The sequence below is a fragment of the Gottfriedia acidiceleris genome (assembly GCF_002128425.1).
In the GTDB taxonomy this organism is placed as follows: Bacteria; Bacillota; Bacilli; order Bacillales; family Bacillaceae_G; genus Gottfriedia; species Gottfriedia acidiceleris.
Genome location: NZ_NESS01000002.1, coordinates 514,126 through 536,659, shown reverse-complemented (window position 1 = coordinate 536,659; position 22,534 = coordinate 514,126). Strand labels below are relative to the sequence as shown.

Here is a 22,534-nt window from a genome sequence, read left to right as displayed (position 1 = left end):
GCAAACTTAATAATTAATGTTTTAGCATGTTTATCACTTGTGTTAATCGTATTTAGTGGAATCACAATGTGGTGGAAACGCCGTCCAACAGGAACAGTTGGAGTTCCAAAAGCAAGTGAGGGAAATAAATTCTATTTAGGTGTTTTATTAATTTCAGTAATTTGTGGACTTTTAATGCCAATGGTTGGTATATCAATTTTTGTAATAGGTTTAGTCGAGTTTATAGTTAAATTTATGAAAAAGAAAGTTCGTCAGACTGGTATACAATAAACAACGTATTTTAAGATTAATTTAAAACTGATATATGCTAAGCTAACAAATAAACGTTTAGCTTAGCTTTTTTAGTAATAAAAATCATTAGAAAAAACAGAGGTGTATCATGAAAATAATAAATGGCTTTATCCTATTATTGTTGGCTGTTACAATTTTTTATGGATGTGGCAAGTCAGAAGAAGCAATTTCAAACAAATATTTAGATAATTTAAGTGTTACTCTTTCGGATCAGCCAACTTCTAAAGATTCAGAACATAGTTATGAAGTAACTTTAAAAAATAACGAGAATGAATTAGTTAATGTTGATTCAGTGGAAATAATATTAAAAATGAAAAGTATGAATCATAAAGAAGATGGAAAATTAAAGAAAGTCTCAAAAGGTGTTTATAAAGGAAAAGTGAAATTACCGATGGATGGCTTATGGGATAAGACAATTGTATTAAAACAAGAGAAATTTGTTCGTAAAGTGAGTGGGGCAACTTTAAAGCAAAAATAAAATAGTTCCATAAAAATTTCTATTTGTTGTAAAAATGATAAAACGTTGTTAAAAGATCGCATACGTTAGTTAAATAACAAAAACAATAGGGTGAAGGGGAAGACGCTCTTTTTTCTCTTTACCAAGGATTCTTATTGTTTGCTAATTAAAATCAATCTGCTGCTACGTAAGATCAACCAATTCCTGGCGTCTCATCCCACTACGTCATATAAGTAGGAAGCTATTTTTCATGTTTTGCACCTCGATTCAAGTGTAGCATACAGCTTACTAAGTAGAGGATTCATTTCTGGGGAACTATGAAAATTTGAGGTTCTTGAAGTTCATGGAGACGTTATTGAGAATAGAGTAATAATCGCAAATATATCATTTTAAATTATAGATAATAACACTTCGTATCTTCATATAGATACATAGGTATATTTTTCTTTCTATATTAATGTCCCTGTATCCATTATCGATACAGGGTATTTTTGTAATATAAATCATAATTTAGATTCTAAATGGTAAAAATAAACATGCTTTAAAAAAGAAAATAGAGGAAGTAAGTATTAAATGAAGGTACTGCAATGAATCGTAAATTAGAAGTAAGTGGTTTTCAATTATTATGTATGATTTATATGTTTATTAATGGTACATCGCCACCAATTGAAATCTATTCTTTAGCCAAGCAAGATTCATGGATGAGTTTATTATTAGGACTTACAGTGGGGTGTCTATTATTTCTTGTATGTATAAAGTTATATTCATTTTTTCCTGATGTACCATTTACAAAATATATACAATATATTTTAGGTAAATATGTTGGAAAACTGTTAGCACTAATCTATATATTATATTTTATTTATATAGGTGCACGAGTTTTGCGTAATTTTGAGGAGTTAATGGTTATTACTCTTTACAATGCTTCATCACGTATTTCAATTGGAATTTTAATGATGATTGTAGTCATATATGCAAGTCATAAAGGAATTGAAACATTTGCACGTTCAAATGAATTTATTTTTTTATTTATAATGTTTGTTATTTTTATTATTATTGGATTAGAAATTATTTCTGGCTTAATCAATATTAATAATTTAAGACCTGTATTAGAAAGTGGATGGAAACCAGTGTTAAAGGCAACTCCGATATTAATTGCAAATCCATTTGGTGAGATATTTACATTTACTATGATTTTGCCTTATTTAAATAAACAAAAGAAAGTAGTAAAAGTAGGAATAACATCATTACTATTTTCTGGGCTTATATTGACTTTATTTTCAATGTTAAATACTTCCATAATGGGTGTTTCTGAAATAGAAAGAACCATATATCCACTTCTTACAGCTGTTAGTTATATTAGTATTGCTGATTTTGTTCAAAGATTGGATACCTTTATTATAGTGGTTTCTGTATGTAATTATTTCGTGAAGATTACTATATATTTCTATTGTGCGGTGTCTGGAGCAGCAGATTTATTTGGCATTAAGGAAAGTAAGCAATTAGTTTATCCTACTTCCGTTATAATGTTAGTTTGTTCAATGTGGATGACAACGAATTATGTTGCATTACGTAATCAAGCAAGTGATGTTGTCCCCTTTTTACTGCAAATACCTCTTCAGATTATTATCCCAATATGTTTAATACTAATAGTGCTAATAAAAAGGAAACAAAAATACACAGCCTTATAAAAGAAAATCCCTGGATTTTGAAGTGCACCCCAAATGTTAGACACCGTTTAACATTTGGGGTTGTATTTTTTATTACTAAAAAATCTAAACGTAGAAAGGGGCAATAGGATATGGGGCATTTAATATTCTATTGGTTTAACTAAGATTGATCATTTATCACCAAAAGCTCGTTTTTTTATTCAAGTAAATGGCAGTTTAATATAATAAGAAAAATAAATTGTTATATGGGGTTTTCTAATTATGAATGTTGAAATGTTAATTGTATTGGAGTACTTGGAATATAATGAATGGGGAGTTGCGTTAGAGCACATTTGTACAATGCTTAATGAGGAAGATATACAAATTTCACAAACTATTTTTCAACAGATTAAAGATGTATCCTTACAAATGGGTCTTTGGGAAGAGAATAGAAATCAAATTATTGATTTAGTAAAATAACCTTATGCAACTAAACCAGCTAATAGTTTGTCAATAATTTTTAATAAAAAAATTTTGTGACTCATGTTATACTATTTTTGACATGCCAAATAATCTTCCATTTATTTATAATTGGAATATTATGGTAATTGAAGTTTGTTCAGATTTTAAGCTAGATCTTGGAAAGTGGGATTGTAATTAATATAAATTAACTACCTTTTTTAAAAGGTAGTTAATTTTTTATTTGACTAACTAAGTATAAATGAATGAATTGCTTTTTTCTTTAATTCAAAATCTGCGTGTGTATATAAAGATAGTGGATAGTGATTCATGACCAAGTAACTCATGTAACGTCCTTAAATCAACTTTTTCATTTGCCTCTTGTAACAGAAGAGTTGCAAATGTATATCATCTTAAATGATGAAGTGAAAATCGATAAGGCAGTAAACCAGCGGCTTCTAGAGATCTTTTGAACAATATGTGTAACCCCCGAGGATTAAATTTTTCTTTTCTTGAATTTAAGAAAATTGGCTCGGAATTGTGTAATTCAACTTCACTTAATTTATCACGATAGTTATTTATAAGTGGAATTACAATAGGGTGAAGGGGAAGAAGACGCTCTTTTTTACCCTTACCAAAGATTACTTACTGTTTGCTGATGAAAATCAATCTGCTACCACGTAACCACCAATTCCTGGAGACTCATCCCACTTCGATTCCAGCGGTAAAATCCTTCGTAGTAAATTGAACTTTTAAACAAAAACGACTAAATGACGTCATGCAGAAATTCGTCTTTGAACAGTTCTGGGTTTTATATTATGGCGAGTTACTTGATCTTGAATAAAGCGACGTATTAATGCAGGAGACATATCTTCGAGTCTAGTAGAGCACTATTTGCATTCAAGAAATGTAATAAATATTGAAAATCATGGTGGTAGCTATCTATAGTACATATCGAGTAATTCTTTTCAACTTGTAAATATATAGAAACTCATCAAAAACATCGATTAAGTTCAAAATAAAAACCTCCTATAAACTTTAGTAATAAATATCAGAAAATATTATTGTCCACCGACACAAATCTGTTTACTCTTAATTTTAAAAAAACGTTGGTTTATCAAGAGTAGGTAACATATTTATGTCATTGATTTGCGACACAAATGCGTTTACTCGAGAAACGTACGACACAAATATGTTACTTCAGTAATTACTTTTTAATTTTTAACCGTTTTTTTGCTTATATAAATATTCGAACCTGCTGTAATAAATTTTATTTTTCTTAAAAAACATAGCAAAAGATTCCATGTGAGTACAAAAACTAAATCATTTATTATTTATTTTAAAAATTAAATAATTTTTAAGATAAAAAAAGGGTCTTCAATGAATTAGGAATGGCGTTCCGGCATGAGAAAATAGTTTTTAGGAGGAGTGACCATGAATCGCTTTACAAAATTTATTGCAGAACAAACGGGTGGAAATGTGACGAAGAAACTGACGACCATGAACGTGAGGTCGTTGTTAGCAGTAACGTGATGTTTCCTAGCGTTACGGATTTAGTGAAAAAAAGAAAATCATTGGAATCTACTATTTGATGTATAATAAATCGAGTCTAGAATTTTTCTAAAAAATAATGGAGGCTTTATATTATGCATACAAAGTTAGAACCTATTAGGTTTAAGTATTGCTATTAAGGAATATAAAAGAAGAGGAATGTCACAGGATCATTGCTTATTTTTCTAATATTTGGGGTTTATTATTTAGATGTTTGTGGATTGTATTAAATTCCTTACTATTATTTTAAGATTTTAAAAAATGATTTTCAATTAGAGGATCATTTTTTTACGGTTCTAAATATCCCAATTATACGTGTTAATTAGAGTGGTAAAAAATTGTAAAATAGGTCAACCATAAAAATCTGCCGAAAGCAGCGAAATTGTGAGTGGACATGAAGAATGAAATGGGGCACGAAATTAGTAGGAATTTTGAAATCAAAGAAACTTGAAAGAAGGGTTTTACTGGTTTTTGTCATAGTAGACTAAGTATTATTATTACGTGTATCTTTTTCAACATTAATCTTTAACTATATTGAAAATAACTTTCAAGTTTTTGGTTATTCCTAAAACTCAATTTCATCTGCCTTTTTTATAACACTAAACCATTGACCGAGTATGTCATTGTGGTGATCTATAATCTGAGATGCGGGTAATATTTTTGAATTATATGTACTATGTCCATCTTTTACAAGGACAACTTCATATCCAATACTATAAGCACGACGGCATGTTGCATCTACACAAACTTCGGACTGAATACCTGTAATGACGATACGTTTTATTTTTCTAGCAACTAATTCTTGATGAAGATTTGTCATATGAAAAGAATCAGGATAATCTTTTTCAATAATGATGTCTTTTTCTAATGGAGTAATTGATGAATGAATTTTCCATCCTGAGGTTCCTTGCTCAAGAGGTTTTCCTGGTCCATCATTGTACTTCATGTAAACGATTGGGGTCTGTGTCAATCGAGCTTTTGAAATTAGTAATTGGACATTCTTTAATAGTTCATCTCCCTTAAATAATGGTTCTGACTCCCGAAATGAACCAGCTTGAATATCTACAATTAACAATGCAGTATGGGTTTCATGCATGAATATACCTCCAATTCTTTATATGTTTAATATTTAAATAAACAGGCTAAAAACTCATATAAGTAAGAAAAAATTCGTTTTTAATTTACCCTAAATAGCAAACTGAATTCTTTTTTCTCTATAACTGCCAAAGCAAAAGGAAAATTCCTTATTTATAGGAAATAAATTTTTGATAAACATGTATTAAATAGTTTTTTTATGACATCCGAAAAATTAAGTCATAATCAAGGGGGGGACCAATACAGACAAACAATACAATTGACACATTGCGCTAATGTCCATATATAATACATTAATGATGAGAAATTTCGCTATTATATCTTAAAGGAGAATTAGGTATTAGTCGTATTAAGTCTGAGGTTGAGAAAATTAACAAATACTTTATAGTTATTTTTCCAAATTTGGTTATTCAAAAATAATTCATTATGCAACTTTAGTAATACTATAGTTCTATAACTAGGACGGTCTAACGCACTGCTTTAGTTGTATAACATGATCGCCGAATTTGAGATCTTACTTTTTGAATAAACGACAGATACCGAATTGTCATCAATTTGTTTATTATTTATAGTAGTTGATGAAAATGGAATACAAAATTTTAGAATGCCTAAAAGAATTGAAAACTGATATGGCATAAATTAAGGAAAGTAACAAGCATTCTATTTTGGTATTATATTCACTTCATGTGCAACTCGAATCCCCGATTCTATCGCTCCTTGCATCCAACCATGGGTTAGTGTTGTGTGTTCACCAGCAAAGTGGACCCGTGAAAGCACCACTAGAATATGGATTCTGACTCCAGCTTTGGGAAACTCCTGCTATGAATTCGGAGTAAACTTGGGGTCCGTAAATTTCTGCTAAGTCTTTTAAAACATATTGAATACGGTCATTCTCAGAAAGACTACCCCAAGTTAACGATTCGTCCGCCCACGTATAACTTGCTAAGATTACTGCAGAGCCTTGTGTACCAATACCTTCACTTGGATAATAAGTAAATCGAATTGGTAGGTCAGTAATCGATTTACCACCTTGTTGACCTTCTTTTTCCCAAAATCTACTTTTAAATTCGATCCCAATTTTGGTCGCAGACAAATAATTGATTTCACGAATCGCTTTTCGTTTCATATAGGAAAAAGAATGGAATGGTTCGATTTTCACAAATCTTAAGGCTGAAAAAGGTACAGTTACGATAGCTATATCGCCAATTGTCGTATAATGCTCCAATTTTTGTTGGTGACTAGTATGTACGGTTACACTAGATGAGTTCTGGACAAGCTTTGTCATTTTATGATGAAAATAAATATTTTCTTTTAATTGTGGTAAAAATGCGTAGGGTAATCGATCCATACCACCTGTTATTTCATAGAAACGGGTAGTTGAACAAAAAAATACCATTTCTCTTAGTACCTCAATAAAAGACATTCCCATATAAGCCTCTAAGTCAAGAAGCACACCAATCATGTCAATTGCACCAACTGAAAAGTAAGAGTTTAACATAAAGCCTAGTGAATGTTTATTATATTGTTTTTCTAAGAGATTCCAATTTTTTTAGGATCTTGTTTAACAAAATCAACGAAAGGTTGTACCAAAGAAAGAAATAGATCATCAGCAGTTTTCTTACTTTCATTTGGAGCAACAGGAAAATTTACAATGCTTGGATTCTGCTCATATTGGTTAAGACGTGTATTGATGCCGTTTGCGTAAATGATATCGTCTGGAGTCTGGTTAATAAATTGATTTGTGGGTAATCACATTTTTTAATATACTCTAAGGTTAAAAAATGTGATTCATGAATACGCATTGGTCCTGTGTTAAAGTATAATCCATTACTAAAAGGAGAGTGCAAAGTATAAACTCGCCCTCCTAACCTGTTATTTGCTTCGAGAATAGTGATATTATGACCCGCGTCTTTTAATAAAGAGGCTGCAACGAGTCCTGATAATCCCGCGCCAACAATAATAACACTTTTGGGAGCAATTGACTTATTTAGACCATTTCTAATTATGTTAATCATTTGTTCAGTTGATAATTGATTATCCATATTCCCAGACATCTCTTCGCTCCTCTTCAAAAAGATTCAATGAATTGTATTCACATATAAAGTTAACTATGTGTCTTTTACATTTTTGGGGATTGCTTTTTTATATTCATGTTACTCTATATCCAAGTTTTAATTAATTCGGGGCGGTTCATGTGTAATTTGAAGCGAATTTGTAAACCAATGAATGAAAGAGTGCTCGCGTTAATTCCCTTAAAAGTTTAGTAATAAGTAAGTTTATTGCCTATATATTCCAGCCTTTCTCTTTGGAATAGAATTCTAATATTTTCTGGTATTTTTCACCATACTTTTCAAGTAGTTCTGCTTAAAAATCTTTTTCAATATGCTGCATGATTAGATCATGGTAAAAAGCAATTTTAAGCATTCCAACTACTGATGGATGGTTGAAGTAGCTTCCTTATTTAACCTTTCAATACTAAAAATCCCATTTAATACATTCTTAAGTGATTAACTCTTAACTTGTTAGCCAATGAAGGCGGAAAAATTTAGCGTTTATCACAATTCCATTAATATTTCGTATACAAAAATGGGTGAAGTACATAAGAATCTCTTGAAATTCTAAATGACCAATGTGTGCTTTTTCTGTGAAATGATTAAAATTTTTAAAATCATCTTTACTTTTTTATAATAAATGTGATTTAATTTGTATAAACCGAAATGGTTACGTTTTATATCGAGGCACTTTTAATTAATTATAAAGTATATATGTAATAATAAAAGGAGTTTTGATGGTGGACCTTAAAAATGCAATTTATTCCTCACTTAAACAAGAAGGGTTGAAATTAACTAAAACTCGAGTTCTTCTGATTGAATTGATTGTTAAAAATAAAAAAACTTTCATTTCAGCTAGAACTCTACATCAAGAAGCCAAGTTAAAATATCCAAACATTAGTGCAGATACAATTTATAAAAACCTTTTTCTACTTGAAAAAAAGGGATACATAGAAAAAAAGGGTATGTGGGATAGAGAATGCAAATATCAACTTGTTGCAGAAACAAATAGTTGCTTAATAAAATGTTTAATCTGCGGTAAAAATGAATGGCTAGAGAAGTCACCGATAGATTTAAATATTGCTAATACTAATGAAAAATTCAAATTACAACGATTTGAATTTTATGGTTATTGCACAACATGTATAGATGAATAATTTTAAATTAATTGTTGTGCAATTAACAAAGGATACGTTGGAGGAAATTATGTTAGATAAAATTTTAGAATTTAATAAGAGATTTGTAGAGAATAAGGATTACAAAGCTTATTCAGCTTCGAAATTTCCTGACAAGGAAGTTGTAATTATTACTTGTATGGATACTCGTTTAGTTGAACTACTACCTAAAGCATTGGATATAAAAAATGGAGACGTAAAAATGATTAAAACCGCAGGAGCAATGATTAGTCATCCATTTGGTTCAGTAATGAGAAGTATATTAGTTACGATTTATGAACTCGGTGTAAAAGAAGTATTAGTCATTGGGCACCATGAGTGTGGAATGTGTAATACAAATCCCGATCGTATAAAGAAAAAAATGATTGAGGAAGGAATATCCAAGGAGAAGTTAGAAATCTTAAATTCAGCTGGAATCAATCTAGATAAATGGTTAATGGGTTTTAATAATGTTGGAGATAGTGTTGTAAATAGTGTAAAACTTATTAAAAATCATCCATTAGTACCAGAAAATATAGAGGTTCATGGATTAGTAATTGATCCCCATACTGGAAAATTGGAGGTTGTATTTCAAGATGAAAAAGTTTTAAAGAATTAATAAATTTCGATTGAAATCAAAAGTGAAAGAAAATAAATTAAATTTGTTCCTTTCAATTGGTTCCCTTAAATTAGTAATATTCTATACAATTTAAATCGTAATAATTTCGATTTAAATTGCGATTTATTTGATGAATAAAGGTGGTTAAAAAATGATGCCGAGCATTGTAATCGTTGGGGCTGGACCTTCTGGAATTGGTATGGGGATACTATTAAAGAAATTGGGTATAGAGGATTTTGTAATCTTAGAAAAAGGGGAGGTAGGAAATTCGTTTTTAAATTGGCCAGCCGAGATGCGAATGATTACACCTTCATTTACAGGACAAGGTTTTGGAGCGTTAGATTTAAACTCAATTTATCCAGCAACTTCACCTGCGTATACACTAAAAAAGGAGCGTCTAAGTGGGAAGGATTATGCATTATATCTAGATTTATTAGTCGATCACCTAGATTTACCTATTGAAGAGAATATCGAAGTGACTAATGTAAAAAAGGAGAATAATCAATTTAGGTTAATGACAGATGAAGGCTATTATGATGCGGATATTGTTATATGGGCAACAGGAGAATATCAATTTCCAAACTTAGATGCATTTACTGGCATTGAGCATTGTCTGCATAATAGCACGGTTGGTACTTGGAATAACATTAAAGGTAAAGAAATAGTGGTTATTGGTGGACAAGAAAGCGGAATAGATGCAGCAGTTAACCTAATTAATTTAGGTAAAAATGTTACTGTTATTAGTAAAAAGGAAATGAATCAAAAGAAAATAGCTGATCCAAGTTTAACGCTATCACCTTTTACTTGGGAAAGATTAATTAATTCGCTAGAAACCGACAGATTACAATTTAAAGAAAAAGTAGAAGTCATAGAAGTATTAAAAGATGGGGAAACCTTTAAAATCTTATTATCTGATGGTTCATCAATCGAGTCAAGTGAACAACCGATTTTAGCGACAGGTTTTAAATCAGGTGCCCTTCAGGTACAAGAAATGTTTGAATGGATGGATAACGGTAAACCAAAGTTAACTGATTATGATGAGTCTACTATTACAAAAAATTTATTTTTAATAGGGCCGAGTGTTCAACATAAAAAAGTGATTTTCTGTTTTATTTATAAATTCAGACAGAGATTTGCTATTGTAGCAAAAGAGATCGTTGAACGATTTAATTTAGAACATAATTCGAGAATATTTAACTACTACAAACAGCATCAGATGCTATTAGATGATTTGACATGTTGTGAGGTGGAGTGCGAATGTTAGTCCAAAAACTAAATAAAAAAAAATTAATATTAGTTGGACTAGAGTCTGTTGGAAAAACTACATTATTCTCTAGGTTTACCAACTATAACGTTGGAGAAGAAACAAATGTAAAAGGTTCTACTTTTCAGTATTTAGAAAAAGCAATAATTGAAACAGAAGATTGGACAGTAGTAGATACACCTGGGATAAGGGTAAATGATGATTTGGGTAAACAAAGTATCATAAATGAAGCTATGAAATCTGATGCATGTGTTTTTATAATCAGAGGAACTCACTTTCATGAAGAAATGAAAGTTCTGCATAGAATTATTGAAAAGAATCAAAAATCGGCATTAATTGCAGTAACTTTCAAAGATAAAATGAGAAGCAATGATATTGGAAATTTAGTAATCGAGATTGAAAAGTTCCAATTACCAATCATCATTATTGATAGTAGAGAAGGAATTAGCGTTGATGAATTATTAAAAAAACTAAAAGATCATAATTCAATAACATCTAATCAAATAAATAGGATGCTAAATTTTTCACTACAAAAGAACGAACCTAAAGAAAATTTGTTCGATAAACCATTTTTCGGACCAATTTTTTCTTTACTAGCTCTATTATTATTTTTTGCAGTCCCTGTATTTATAGCATATCAATTTTCACAAATGATTCAACCTTTAATTGATCAATACTTCATCAATTATATTGTCAACATGTTTTCAACCACAAATCATTTTATACGTGAGCTATTTGTTGGGACTTACGGGATTTTAACTTTAGGAACTTATTCTTTTATATGGGCATTTCCAGTCATATTACTCATTGGTTGCAGTTTGGCAATAGCTGATGAAACAGGCATTAAAGATCGAATATCTGATACTTTAGATCCCTATATGCGAAAAATTGGGTTGAATGGACAGGATTTGATTCCTATTTTAGGAGGGTTTGGATGTAATGTTGTGGCTGTGCAGCAAAGTAGAAGTTGTAGCATATGTACTAGGAAGCAGTGTGTCTCATTTATAACCTTTGGCTCTGCATGTAGTTATCAAATTGGTGCAACTTTATCGATATTTAGTTCAGCCCATAAGTATTGGTTATTTCTACCTTACCTGTTTACTCTTGTAGTTGTGGGAGCGATTCATACTCGAATTTGGAATCGAAAAAGAGGTAGGGGAAGTGTAGATAGCTCTATTTCTTTAAGTACAAGACGAACATTTATTCAAAGGCCAACACTGATAGGAATAAAATTCAGAGTGAAATCGACAATTTCACAATTTATTTTTCAAGCTATGCCCATCTTTTTATTGATATGTGTTATTGCAGCAATTCTTCAATACTTAAATGTATTAAATTATTTAGCTACATTATTAATACCAATTTTGAAATTATTTCAAATTCCAGTAGAAGTAGCAATTGGGCTAATATTTTCTATTATAAGAAAAGATGGGATTTTATTATTTTATCAAGGAGAAGGTCAGTTACTTTCTTCCATTTCAACCATACAATTATTCCTATTAGTTTATTTAGCTTCAACGTTTACAGCATGTTTAGTAACGATGTGGACTATAAAAAAAGAATTTGGAACGAAACTAGCATTTCAAATGATTGGTAAGCAGATTGTTACATCAAGTGTGTCTTCAATTGTTATTTATTTGCTTATTTTAATCTTACCAATTTATTAATTTTGAAGTGTTTTAGTATTAATCAATTTTATGAGGAGAAAAAAATGAAAAAAACTTTACCATCAAAAAAGGAAAGACATATTCTTTTCGGTTCTGTTGAACCAAGAGAGAAAGTAAAACCTACTAAGAAAAGTGAAATGGTAGATTTACAAAATACGAAAAAAGATTTTTTATTTCCAATTGATCAAGTAGGAGTCTCAAATGTTAAAATTCCTGCGACTTTATTAAGTAAATTAGAGCCGAAAATACAATCTACAATTGCTACTTTTACCTTATCTTGTAGTATTTCTTCAGAGTACAAGGGTACGAATATGAGCAGGTTTACAGAACAATTAGAAGTTTATCGACAAAATGGTCTGAATTTAGATTTTTCCAATTTAAGAGATTTTGTAGTAGAGCTTTCAAATAAATTGGAACAACAAAAAACGACTATTGAAGTACAGTTCCCTTGGTTCTACGAAAGAACAAGTACAGCAATGAAATTTACAGGAATGAATCATTCAAGTGCCAATATAAAAATAGTTTACGATCGTAAAGTTGGGTTTACACATGAAGTATCACTTGAATGTGTTGTAACGACACTTTGTCCATGTTCAAAAGAAATCAGCGAATATAGTGCACATAATCAGCGTGGTTATGTGACGATAACTGCTATTTTGTCAGAGAATTTTGATGAATCAATTGATTGGAAGGTTGAATTATTGAATGCGGCTGAATCAAACGCCAGTTCAATGATGTTCCCTGTTTTAAAAAGACCCGATGAAAAGATGGTTACAGAAATGGCATATGAAAATCCTCGATTTGTTGAAGATATGGTTCGACTAGTAGCTGCAGATTTATATGAAGTAGGTTGGATATCTGAGTTTACAGTAACTTGTAGAAATGAAGAATCTATTCACATACACGATGCTATTGCAACAATTTCTATGAAAAAATGATGAATAGAAAGATGTGAAGTGAAAAATGTTAGATAACTTATATCAAAAAACAATCCTTGATCATTTTAAAAGGAAGAGGAATTTTCAAGAATTAAAGGGTGAGGATGTTTTAAAGACGTACTATAAAAATCCGACATGTGGTGATATTATGACACTTTATGTTAAGTTGGAAAACTCACTAGTCAAGGAAGTTGCATTTTGGGGAGAAGGATGCACAATCAGTATGGCCTCTTGTTCAATGATGACAGAATTAATTAAAGGAAGGAACATTCAACAAATTAATCAGTTACGAAACGAAGCAGATGAGTTGATTAAATCCGGGAAAGTATCTGATGAATTAGAAGAATGGAATTCTCTAATAGGAGTTCACAAACTGAAGGGGAGGCATAATTGTGCACTAATGCCATGGCAAGCTTTTGATAAATTCTTGAAAAAGATTGAACAAAAATGAGAGTGATAGAAGGGAACTGTCTAAACGTTTAAATATTTTTTAGACTTATAAAAACATGGTTATTAAATCGTAATAATTTCGTTTTATTTGATATTAGGAGGTTTTTCATGAAAAGATTACCGGTTTATATATTATCTGGCTTTCTAGGTAGTGGGAAAACAACAGTATTACTAGAAATCATTAAATACTGTAAAGAAAATAAAATAAAACCAGCAATTTTATTAAACGAAATTGGAAAAGTAAATTTAGATCAGCACTTATTTAATGAAACACCGATAGTAGAATTACTCGAAGGATGTATTTGCTGCTCAATAAAGGACGAATTTGTTAAAGCTTTAAGTGATATTAAAGAGAACGTAAATAATCCTTACGACTTGGTTATTGTTGAAGGTACTGGTGTTGCTACACCAATTGAGTTACTTTCAGTTTTTGGAAGTCCTATTTTTGCAAGTAATTTTGAAGTATACTCCGTTATTTCTTTAATCAATGCACAATCGTACTTAGAAGACGTGAGTTTTTTCTCATTTAATTCTGTTGTGAAGCAGATTTTATTGGAACAAGTGAAATTTGCTAACTATATAATAATCAATAAAATTGACTTAATTTCAGCGAATAAATTAGAGAAAGTTATTGAGAGTATTGATAAATTGAAATTACCTAGTACACCTATCCAAACGACTATTTATGGAAACATTTCAATGGAAGAGTTGCTTACAAAAAGACATAGCCAATTTAGTATTAATGTAGAAGAACTTAACGAGTTGGATGAAGGAAATCGTTATCTTGGATCACATTCAAAACAAAAAGGTATACATTCCTTACTAATTAATGATTTTCCCATTTTATCCAGTAGAGAATTAAAGAAATGGATTCAACAACTACCAAAAGGAATTGTACGTGCAAAGGGTTATGTTTCCTTAAGAGGTGAAAAACATTTTTATTCAATTCAACTCGCTTCAAAAATTTTATCTATATCGAAACTACCATATAAGAGTGAAACGATGAAGCCTAGGGTTTTATTTATTGGAAATGATATTGATTTGGAAATTGTAAAAGCAAAATTTAAATAATCATACTTTTAACTTTGTAATAGGAGGTAAGATAGCAGTGAACATCCCAGTTACTGTACTAACAGGATTTTTAGGAGCGGGAAAAACAACATTATTAAATCGAATCCTTTCAAAAAAAATTGACCGGAAAATCGCTGTTATTGTGAATGAATTTGGTGAAATCGGCATAGATCATCAATTGATTTTAAATGCCGATGAAGAGATTTTTGAAATGAATAACGGATGTATTTGTTGTTCAGTAAGAGGTGACCTCATACGTATTTTAAATAGTCTCTTAGATAAAAAGAGAGATGGTGAAATAGAGTTTGATCAAGTTATTATTGAAACAACTGGCTTAGCAGACCCTGTTTCAGTGGCTCAAACTTTTTTAATAGAAGTAGATTTGGCTTCTTCTTTCTATGTTGATTCAATTATTACAATTGTTGATGGTTATCATGTTGAAAAACAACTTTTACAATCGATTGAGGCTCAAAAACAGATTGCATTTGCTGATGTAATCATCCTAAACAAAACAGATTTAATCGATAAGTCCAGTATTTTTGATATAAAGATACGATTAAATCAATTAAATCCGACTTTTAAATTCATCGAATCGATAAATTGTGAAGTGGAAATAGAAAGTCTATTAAATATTAACTCATTTCATGTAGATGAAAAGTTAAAAATTGAGCCCAATTTATTAGAGACATATCATCACCACCACCATAATGATCTTGTAAACTCTATTTTCTTAACTACAAGAAATCCATTAGATTTAGATCGTTTTAACAAGTGGATGACGTATGTTGTGAAAAAAAAAGGTGCGGATCTATATCGCTATAAAGGAATTATTAATATCGATGAAATAGAAGAGAAAGTCATATTTCAAGGCGTTCATTTTTTATTTGCAGGTAAAGCTGAGTGGAAATGGAAGGATTCAGAAAATCGGTTAACTGAAATGGTGTTTATCGGAAAGAACCTTGATAAAGGGTGGTTTACGAAGGAGTTTGAAAATTGTATTGTGAATGGCTAAAAAATTATTATTAGGGATATTAGGGAGGAATTCTAATGATTAAGAATAAGATACCTGTAACAGTACTAAGTGGCTATTTGGGAGCGGGAAAAACGACTATTTTAAATCACATATTAAATAATCGTCAAGGTTTAAAAGTTGCTGTTATCGTAAATGATATGAGCGAAGTAAATATCGATGCAGAGTTAGTTCGAAAAGGATCAAATATCTCAAGAACTGAAGAAAAATTGGTGGAACTATCAAATGGTTGTATTTGCTGTACATTAAGAGAAGATCTATTAATTGAAGTTGAAAAAATTGCGACTGCTGGAGATGTTGATTATATTGTCATTGAATCGACTGGAATAAGTGAACCTATACCAGTTGCACAAACTTTTTCGTATATTGATGAGGAAATGGGCATTGATTTAACAAAATTCTGCCAGCTAGATACGATGGTAACAGTTGTTGATGCAAATAGATTCTGGATTGATTTTGGATCAGGAGAGAGTTTACTTGATCGAAAAGAAGCAGTGGATCAATCTGATAATAGAGAAATAGCAGATTTATTAATTGATCAAATCGAATTTTGTGATGTATTAATATTAAACAAGTGTGATCTTGTATCTGAAAAAGAACTTATTAAGCTAGAAAACGTTTTAAAAACGTTGCAACCAAAGGCTAATATCATTCGAACAGCTTACGGTAAAGTAGATCCAAAAGAAATATTAAGTACAGGGTTATTTGATTTTGAAGTAGCAAGTGCCTCTGCTGGTTGGATACGTGAGTTATCATTTGGAGTGGAAAATCATATGCCCGAAACTGAAGAATATGGCATATCATCCTTTGTCTATTCTAATCGCTTGCCATTTCATTCAGAGCGTTTTTATCATTACATACACTCCTTACCAAAAGAAGTCGTACGTGCCAAAGGGATTGTTTGGTGTGCCTCAAGAAATGATTTGGCATTACTAATGTCACAAGCTGGCCCATCGATACAAATTGAGCCCGTTTCATATTGGGTAGCATCATTACCTAAAAATGAACAAAAAATAATTTTAAAAGAAAATCCGCACCTAGTACAAGAGTGGGACCATCAATACGGCGATCGTCATTCAAAACTAGTATTTATTGGGTCAGATTTACCAGTTTCAGAGATAATTGAAGATCTCGATAAATGCATATTAACTGATAATGAGTTAGAAGAAGATTGGGAGTCATTTACTGATTCATTTAAATGGAATTTAATGAAATAAAACGATAAAAAAATCTGTCATTAAAATGACAGATTTTTTTACTATGAGGAATCTTTTAACTTATCTAGATATTTAAATTAGTTAAAAAAGTACATCTCTAGAACAATTGATTCCAATCTTTTTGGGATATTAAATTGAGATTCCAAAATGCAGAACCACCTAATTGCATTTCAGAAATAAGTGATAAATAAATATTTATAGATTTTATGGAAGGTAGCCATATTTTGTACTGAGTATCATTTATACTAAAAGTAGACGTATATTCCCCTAAAACTGGGTCCCAAATTTTAGATTCATGTTTTTGTTGAATGAATCGTTCTACATATGAATAGGCATATGCGGGATTTTTCACTACTTTTCCATTTTTATCAAGTTGCCAAATTCTTGTGTATGTAGGCAATGCTAGTATTATCTTATTTGGAGGTAAACCAGTATGAATCATTTCTTGTAAATTGTTTTTTAGCCAGTTTAGTGAAGTGGTAGGACCTGGAGTTGGATCTGAAGACCAATGTTGATCATAGCCCATAAAGATAACATAATCACAATCTAGTCCTAATTCTTGATGATCAAAAGGAGTATTTTTGTTTCCGGAACCTTTAAAGTCAGGGGGAATATCAATACTAAGCAGTACGTTAGATGAATGTAGAGCTTGAGATAACTGATTAATAAACATTGAAAAATTATTACGATCTTGAACTCCAACATTTTCAATGTCCATGTTTACTCCAGTCCAATTGTTTTTTATAGTTGAATTTCGAATAGCATTTATTATTTGTTTCTTCTTTTTTTCATTGGATAAAAAAGCATGGATATTTTTATTACTATCTTTATTGATTACAATTCGTGGCCAGATAGCTATCTGATTATTTGTAGATAAATTTTTATTCATCATTTTTATATTTAGATTAAACTGTTCATTAATTGTTAGGAGGGCGGGCGAAACTATATTTAATCCTTGATAGGTAGTGTATTTTCCAACTTGTACGTTATTACCAGTCACCCAACCTAAAGTAATAGTCTTTGATAGATTTATTTCATTTAGGGGATCAGAAAGTTGCGGTATAGTATTGGAAAATTGTGATGCAACACTAGTCCCAATATGAAACGTTTCTGTTTTTCCAAAAAACATAACAATTCCGGTAGGAACAATTACTACTAAAAGGATAACAAGAAAAAGATTTATCCAGAAGTAACTAGCTAACTTATTCATAAAACCATTCCGAAGTTTTAATAGAAAATCTTTTCATATGTATTCCTCCAGTCTAATGTTATAAATTCAAATAAATATAAATAAACTATCAAATAAATTTACTAAAATATTATGATAAGACTGATTTATTATTCTTAAGTTTTTTTAATATTTAGTTTTGAATAATTAGGTTGTATAGGAAAGGCTCTTCGAATTAAAGAGCCTGGTAAGATTAAAGTTTGATCAGAACATATTAAATTTGATTTTTGTACCATTGGGCAACACTTTTCGCATAATACGAGATAATTAAGTTTGCACCTGCCCGTTTCATACTTAACAAAGATTCAAGAACTATTTCTTTTTCATTTACCCATCCATTCATACTAGCTGCCTTAATTAATGAGTATTCGCCACTTACATGATAGGCAACAATTGGTAGATTACAGTTGTTGCGTATATCACGAATGATATCAAGATATGCTAGAGCAGGTTTAACAATCATGAAATCTGTACCTTCTTTTATGTCTGATTCTAGTTCTCGCAACGCTTCTAATCGGTTCGCTGGGTCCATTTGATAAGTTTTTCTGTCACCGTTATGAGGTGCATTGTCTGCAGCATCGCGAAATGGACCATAAAAAGCCGAACTGAATTTTACGCCATACGACATGATAGGGATATGTTCATATCCGTTTTCATCAAGGCATTTTCGAATAAACGTAACATAGCCATCCATCATACTAGATGGAGCTACAATATCAACTCCAGCCTCAGCTTGTGATACTGCAACTTTTCCGTGGAGAAGTAAACTTTCATCATTCAAGATTTTTCCATTCTCTAATATTCCACAGTGCCCTGAATTAGTATAGTGGCAAATACAGGTATCCGCTATTACAACCATTTCATTACAATGTTCTTTTACGACTCTTATCGCTTTTTGAACGATTCCAACTTCGTTATATGCAGAAGTAGCTAAGTCATCTTTTTCATTTGGAATACCAAATAAGATAATTGATTTTATGCCTAGAGAATTTAAAAGTTTAACTTCCTCAATTAAGGTATCTAAAGAAAATCGGTATATACCCGGCATACTTTTAATTTCCTCTTTAATATTTTTTCCTTCAACTACAAAGATTGGTTGAATAAGATTTCGTAGCTCAATTGAATTTTCTCTCACCATATCACGAAGTGTGACAGAAGAACGGAGAGAGCGGTGACGTTTAAAATTTATTTCATTCATTTCCGAAGCTCCTTAGAAATATGTTAATAAACCGTAATAATTACGCTTTATTAACATATTATAGAATAACCGGCTTATATGTAAAGCGAAAAGTAATCAAAGGTTTTGTAAAAACAAAATTAGAATTAATTAGGTGGACGAGCAAATGAATAATCATAAAGGTTGAGAAATCCCAAAAATGAATTTGTTGGTGGTGGAATATGTTAAGAAGATTTAGTGAGGAAGTATTAATATTATTTGTTTTATTTTCTTATTTATTTTTCTACATTGTATTTGATTTTACGAATCTATCGTCATATTTTTCTCATATACCAAAAGAAGTATTAAATATGAACACGATCTTTATTAGTCTTTTTTTAGAAGCACTCCCGTTTATATTAATTGGAATTATCATTTCTTCGGTAATTCAAGTGTTCGTTACCCCTGAAATGATACAAAAATCATTACCGAAAAGTGCGATTTTAGCAATCATACCTGTAGCAATAATTGGGATAGTTGCACCTATCTGTGAATGTGGAATTGTACCAATTGTTAGGAGCTTATTGAAAAAAGGAATGTCATTACATATTGGGGTTGTATTTCTAAGTAGTGTTCCTATTATTAATCCAATTGTGTTTACTTCCACTTTCTATGCATTTCAGTCAAATCTTAACATGGCATACCTACGCTTAGGATTAGCTTTTATTGTTGTCTTATTAATTGGATGTGTAACGTTTCTATTCTATGGTAGAAAAAATGTGTTACTAGAAAGTAGTTTTACAGATCATACCCATACTCATAATAAAAGTAATCGATGGAAAGACGTTTTGACTCATTCAAGCGATGAACTATTCTCTACATGCAAGTTTTTATTAATAGGTGCTCTTGTTGCTAGTATTTTACAAACATTTGTAAACCGAGATTTTCTTTTACAACTTTCAAATCATGACTATCTTTCAAGCATTTCGATGATGGGACTAGGGTATATCTTATCACTATGCTCTGGGTCAGATGCATTTATAGCCACATCATTTTCTAGTACATTTCCACTAAAATCAATTCTTGCTTTTTTAATATTTGGTGCAATGATCGATTTGAAAAATACATTTATGATGTTCGCATATTTTAAAAGACGATTTGTCTTATTTTATATACTAGTCACAGCTAGTTCAGTTTACTTGGTAACATTTTTATGGGATTTGTACTTTGGGAGGTGAGTAAGTGTCTTCTTTCCAAAATAGAATTCGAGCTGTCATGTTATTTGGGATGGTTTTATTGTTGTTGAAACTGTTACTTACGGGTGATATTCAATATTTCATTGCTCCAAAAATGTTGAAATTTACTTACTTTACATTACTCGCTTTTATAGTGATTTGTTTACTTCATTTTTTCGAAATTCTTTCAGATAGTGAGGCAGATTGTTTTTGTGGATTTCATCATAAAAACACGATTTCAATTAGTTTAATAATATTAATTAGTTTACCGATTGTTACTGGTAATTTGTTTTCAAATCACGTGATAGGTTCAAGCGTTGCTGCGAAAAGAGGAATCACTTACAGTGAGAATATTGTAAAAAAACAAGCAAAAAAGGTTGAAAGTAATCAACATCAAAACCGAGAAAAAATTAATGAAATTGTTGTAGAAGATTCAATGTATGGACATGTTATTTTAGATGTACAAGATAATTTAGATCAATATGTTGGAGCCAAAATCACCTATAAAGGATTTGTTTATCGTGATAAAGAAACAAAACATAACCAAGTATATGTTTCGCGTTTTGCCATTACGTGTTGTGTGGCAGATGCGCAAGTTTTTGGGATCATGGCAGAAGGTGAGATAACAAAAAGTTTGAAAAATGACCAATGGGTTAAAGTCACTGGAATCATAGAGAAAGTAAAAAAAGGGAAATACTACTTGCCACTTATCAAATTAGAAAACGTAGAAGCTGTTAAACCACTAGCTGAACCATATGTTTACTTCGATTAAAAAACTTTAACAAACTATTTAAAAAAAATACTTGAAAAACGTAATGGTTTCGGTTTAAAATGAACATATTCGAGTTTCTTGCTTGTAAGTTAACAAGCAAGGACTATATTTTCACTTTGTAAATCGTAATTGTTACGCTTTAAATACAAACTAAGAAAGGTGGTGCACAAATTGGTAGAGTATTACACTTTGCCATTTGTGATATCTAATATGAAAAAACTAAAAACGATCGTAGGTATTAGTGCTTCTTTATTTTTATTTGCAGGTTGTTCAACAAATAATGTGACTTCCTCAAATGAATCTAAAAATCAATCATCCAATAAATCGGAGAAAATCAATATCGTAACAACTTTTTATCCAATGTATGAATTTACGAAAAATGTTGCTAAGGACAATGCGAATGTAGAGCTGTTGATTCCGTCATCAATTGAGCCGCATGAATGGGAGCCAACCCCAAAGGATGTTGGGAATATACAAAATGCAGATTTGTTTGTATTTGATAGTCCTTATATGGAAACTTGGGTACCGAATATCGAGAAAAGTTTAAACGATAAAAAATCAATTTTTGTTGAAGCTAGCAAAGGGATCACTCTTATGGAAGGTCATGAGGAGGAAGAGGAACATGAAGATAGTGAGCATGAACACGAACATGAAATGGATCCTCACGTTTGGCTAAGTCCAGTGCTGGCACAAAAAGAGGTTGAAAATATTACCGCTGCATTAATTAAAGTCGACCCCAAAAATAAAGAAGAATATGAAAAAAATAGCAGTGATTATATTGCTAAATTGAAAAAATTAGATCAGCAGTTTAAAAATTCATTAAATAATATCAAGAATAAAGAAATTATTACACAGCATGCTGCATTTGGTTATTTAGCAAAAGAATATGGTTTAACGCAGGTTCCAATAGCTGGATTATCACCGTCAAATGAGCCTAGCCCATCTAAATTAGCAGACCTTAAACATTTTGCTGAAGATCATAACATTAATACAATCTTTTTTGAAGAAGTTGCATCTCCTAAAGTCGCTGAAGCATTAGCGAGTGAAATAGGTGCAAAGACGCAAGTGTTAAATACACTTGAAGGTTTAAGTGAAGAGGAACAAAAACAAGGAATTGATTATTTTTCTGTTATGGAAAATAATTTAAAAATCCTGAAAGAAGTATTAGAAAACTAATAAA

At 30.8% G+C, this 22,534-nt stretch carries 18 protein-coding genes and 2 pseudogenes; 16 read left to right on the top strand and 4 right to left on the bottom strand.

The genetic code is table 11. The features are described 5' to 3' along the window. The 4 genes and pseudogenes from B6K90_RS23630 to B6K90_RS06520 form a co-directional block, all read left to right on the top strand. A pseudogene (locus B6K90_RS23630) lies at positions 1–270 on the top strand (PepSY domain-containing protein); the annotation flags it as partial. Between the two features lie 109 nt (positions 271–379). Further along, positions 380–769, top strand: coding sequence for a FixH family protein (locus B6K90_RS06530; protein WP_088011914.1), 390 nt, complete (start codon positions 380–382; stop codon positions 767–769). A gap of 566 nt (positions 770–1,335) precedes the next feature. After that, positions 1,336–2,439 (top strand): GerAB/ArcD/ProY family transporter, encoded by a 1,104-nt coding sequence (locus B6K90_RS06525; protein WP_088011913.1) that lies wholly within the window; start codon positions 1,336–1,338, stop codon positions 2,437–2,439. A 240-nt stretch (positions 2,440–2,679) separates the two neighbouring features. Next, positions 2,680–2,877 carry a MafI family immunity protein gene (locus tag B6K90_RS06520; protein ID WP_088011912.1) on the top strand — a complete coding sequence of 66 codons (198 nt, stop codon included), beginning with the start codon at positions 2,680–2,682 and terminating at the stop codon, positions 2,875–2,877. A gap of 2,095 nt (positions 2,878–4,972) precedes the next feature. On the opposite strand, the gene B6K90_RS06510 is transcribed toward B6K90_RS06520, so the two are convergent. Together B6K90_RS06510 and B6K90_RS06505 are read right to left on the bottom strand one after the other, a co-directional pair. Next, positions 4,973–5,503: a cysteine hydrolase family protein gene (locus tag B6K90_RS06510; protein WP_088011911.1), complete on the bottom strand. Its 531-nt coding sequence runs from the start codon at positions 5,501–5,503 to the stop codon at positions 4,973–4,975. Positions 5,504–6,162: 659 nt separating this feature from the next. After that, positions 6,163–7,544, bottom strand: a pseudogene (locus tag B6K90_RS06505) (flavin monoamine oxidase family protein). Positions 7,545–8,293: 749 nt separating this feature from the next. Between B6K90_RS06505 and B6K90_RS06500 the strand changes: the two are divergent. From B6K90_RS06500 to B6K90_RS06460, 9 genes are all read left to right on the top strand, one after another. Further along, complete coding sequence (locus B6K90_RS06500) at positions 8,294–8,710, top strand: Fur family transcriptional regulator (protein WP_167555294.1); 417 nt, start codon at positions 8,294–8,296, stop codon at positions 8,708–8,710. A gap of 49 nt (positions 8,711–8,759) precedes the next feature. Further along, complete coding sequence (locus tag B6K90_RS06495) at positions 8,760–9,326, top strand: beta-class carbonic anhydrase (protein ID WP_088011909.1); 567 nt, start codon at positions 8,760–8,762, stop codon at positions 9,324–9,326. Between the two features lie 151 nt (positions 9,327–9,477). Next, positions 9,478–10,590: an NAD(P)/FAD-dependent oxidoreductase gene (locus B6K90_RS06490; protein ID WP_088011908.1), complete on the top strand. Its 1,113-nt coding sequence runs from the start codon at positions 9,478–9,480 to the stop codon at positions 10,588–10,590. Continuing rightward, positions 10,584–12,257 carry a nucleoside recognition domain-containing protein gene (locus tag B6K90_RS06485; protein ID WP_088011907.1) on the top strand — a complete coding sequence of 558 codons (1,674 nt, stop codon included), beginning with the start codon at positions 10,584–10,586 and terminating at the stop codon, positions 12,255–12,257. The genes B6K90_RS06490 and B6K90_RS06485 overlap by 7 nt, the downstream gene beginning before the upstream one ends. A 44-nt stretch (positions 12,258–12,301) precedes the next feature. Next, positions 12,302–13,195 (top strand): GTP cyclohydrolase FolE2, encoded by an 894-nt coding sequence (gene folE2 / locus B6K90_RS06480; RefSeq protein WP_088011906.1) that lies wholly within the window; start codon positions 12,302–12,304, stop codon positions 13,193–13,195. A 25-nt stretch (positions 13,196–13,220) separates the two neighbouring features. Continuing rightward, complete coding sequence (sufU, locus tag B6K90_RS06475; protein ID WP_088011905.1) at positions 13,221–13,646, top strand: Fe-S cluster assembly sulfur transfer protein SufU; 426 nt, start codon at positions 13,221–13,223, stop codon at positions 13,644–13,646. Between the two features lie 107 nt (positions 13,647–13,753). Further along, the gene (locus tag B6K90_RS06470) at positions 13,754–14,716 is read left to right on the top strand and encodes a CobW family GTP-binding protein (RefSeq protein ID WP_088011904.1); all 963 of its coding nucleotides are present in this window, start codon (positions 13,754–13,756) and stop codon (positions 14,714–14,716) included. A gap of 37 nt (positions 14,717–14,753) precedes the next feature. Further along, a complete protein-coding gene (locus tag B6K90_RS06465) occupies positions 14,754–15,728 on the top strand; it encodes a CobW family GTP-binding protein (protein ID WP_235821732.1) in 975 nt (324 codons plus the stop codon). A 38-nt stretch (positions 15,729–15,766) separates the two neighbouring features. Beyond that, positions 15,767–16,963, top strand: a complete 1,197-nt coding sequence (locus B6K90_RS06460; protein WP_088011946.1) for a GTP-binding protein — start codon at positions 15,767–15,769, stop codon at positions 16,961–16,963. A 97-nt stretch (positions 16,964–17,060) separates the two neighbouring features. Here the strand turns inward: B6K90_RS06460 and B6K90_RS06455 are convergent, their stop codons facing one another. Beyond that, complete coding sequence (locus B6K90_RS06455) at positions 17,061–18,173, bottom strand: glycosyl hydrolase family 18 protein (protein ID WP_088011902.1); 1,113 nt, start codon at positions 18,171–18,173, stop codon at positions 17,061–17,063. Positions 18,174–18,405: 232 nt separating this feature from the next. Then, positions 18,406–19,389, bottom strand: coding sequence for a porphobilinogen synthase (hemB, locus tag B6K90_RS06450; protein WP_088011901.1), 984 nt, complete (start codon positions 19,387–19,389; stop codon positions 18,406–18,408). A gap of 200 nt (positions 19,390–19,589) precedes the next feature. On the opposite strand from hemB, the gene B6K90_RS06445 reads away from it, so the two are divergent. The 3 genes from B6K90_RS06445 to B6K90_RS06435 all read left to right on the top strand — a co-directional run bounded on the left by B6K90_RS06445 (position 19,590) and on the right by B6K90_RS06435 (position 22,530). Continuing rightward, positions 19,590–20,585, top strand: coding sequence for a permease (locus B6K90_RS06445; RefSeq protein WP_088011900.1), 996 nt, complete (start codon positions 19,590–19,592; stop codon positions 20,583–20,585). 4 nt (positions 20,586–20,589) lie between these two features. After that, positions 20,590–21,354 carry a TIGR03943 family putative permease subunit gene (locus tag B6K90_RS06440; protein WP_088011899.1) on the top strand — a complete coding sequence of 255 codons (765 nt, stop codon included), beginning with the start codon at positions 20,590–20,592 and terminating at the stop codon, positions 21,352–21,354. A 210-nt stretch (positions 21,355–21,564) separates the two neighbouring features. Beyond that, positions 21,565–22,530: a metal ABC transporter substrate-binding protein gene (locus B6K90_RS06435; protein ID WP_088011945.1), complete on the top strand. Its 966-nt coding sequence runs from the start codon at positions 21,565–21,567 to the stop codon at positions 22,528–22,530. The last annotated feature ends 4 nt before the right edge of the window (positions 22,531–22,534 follow it).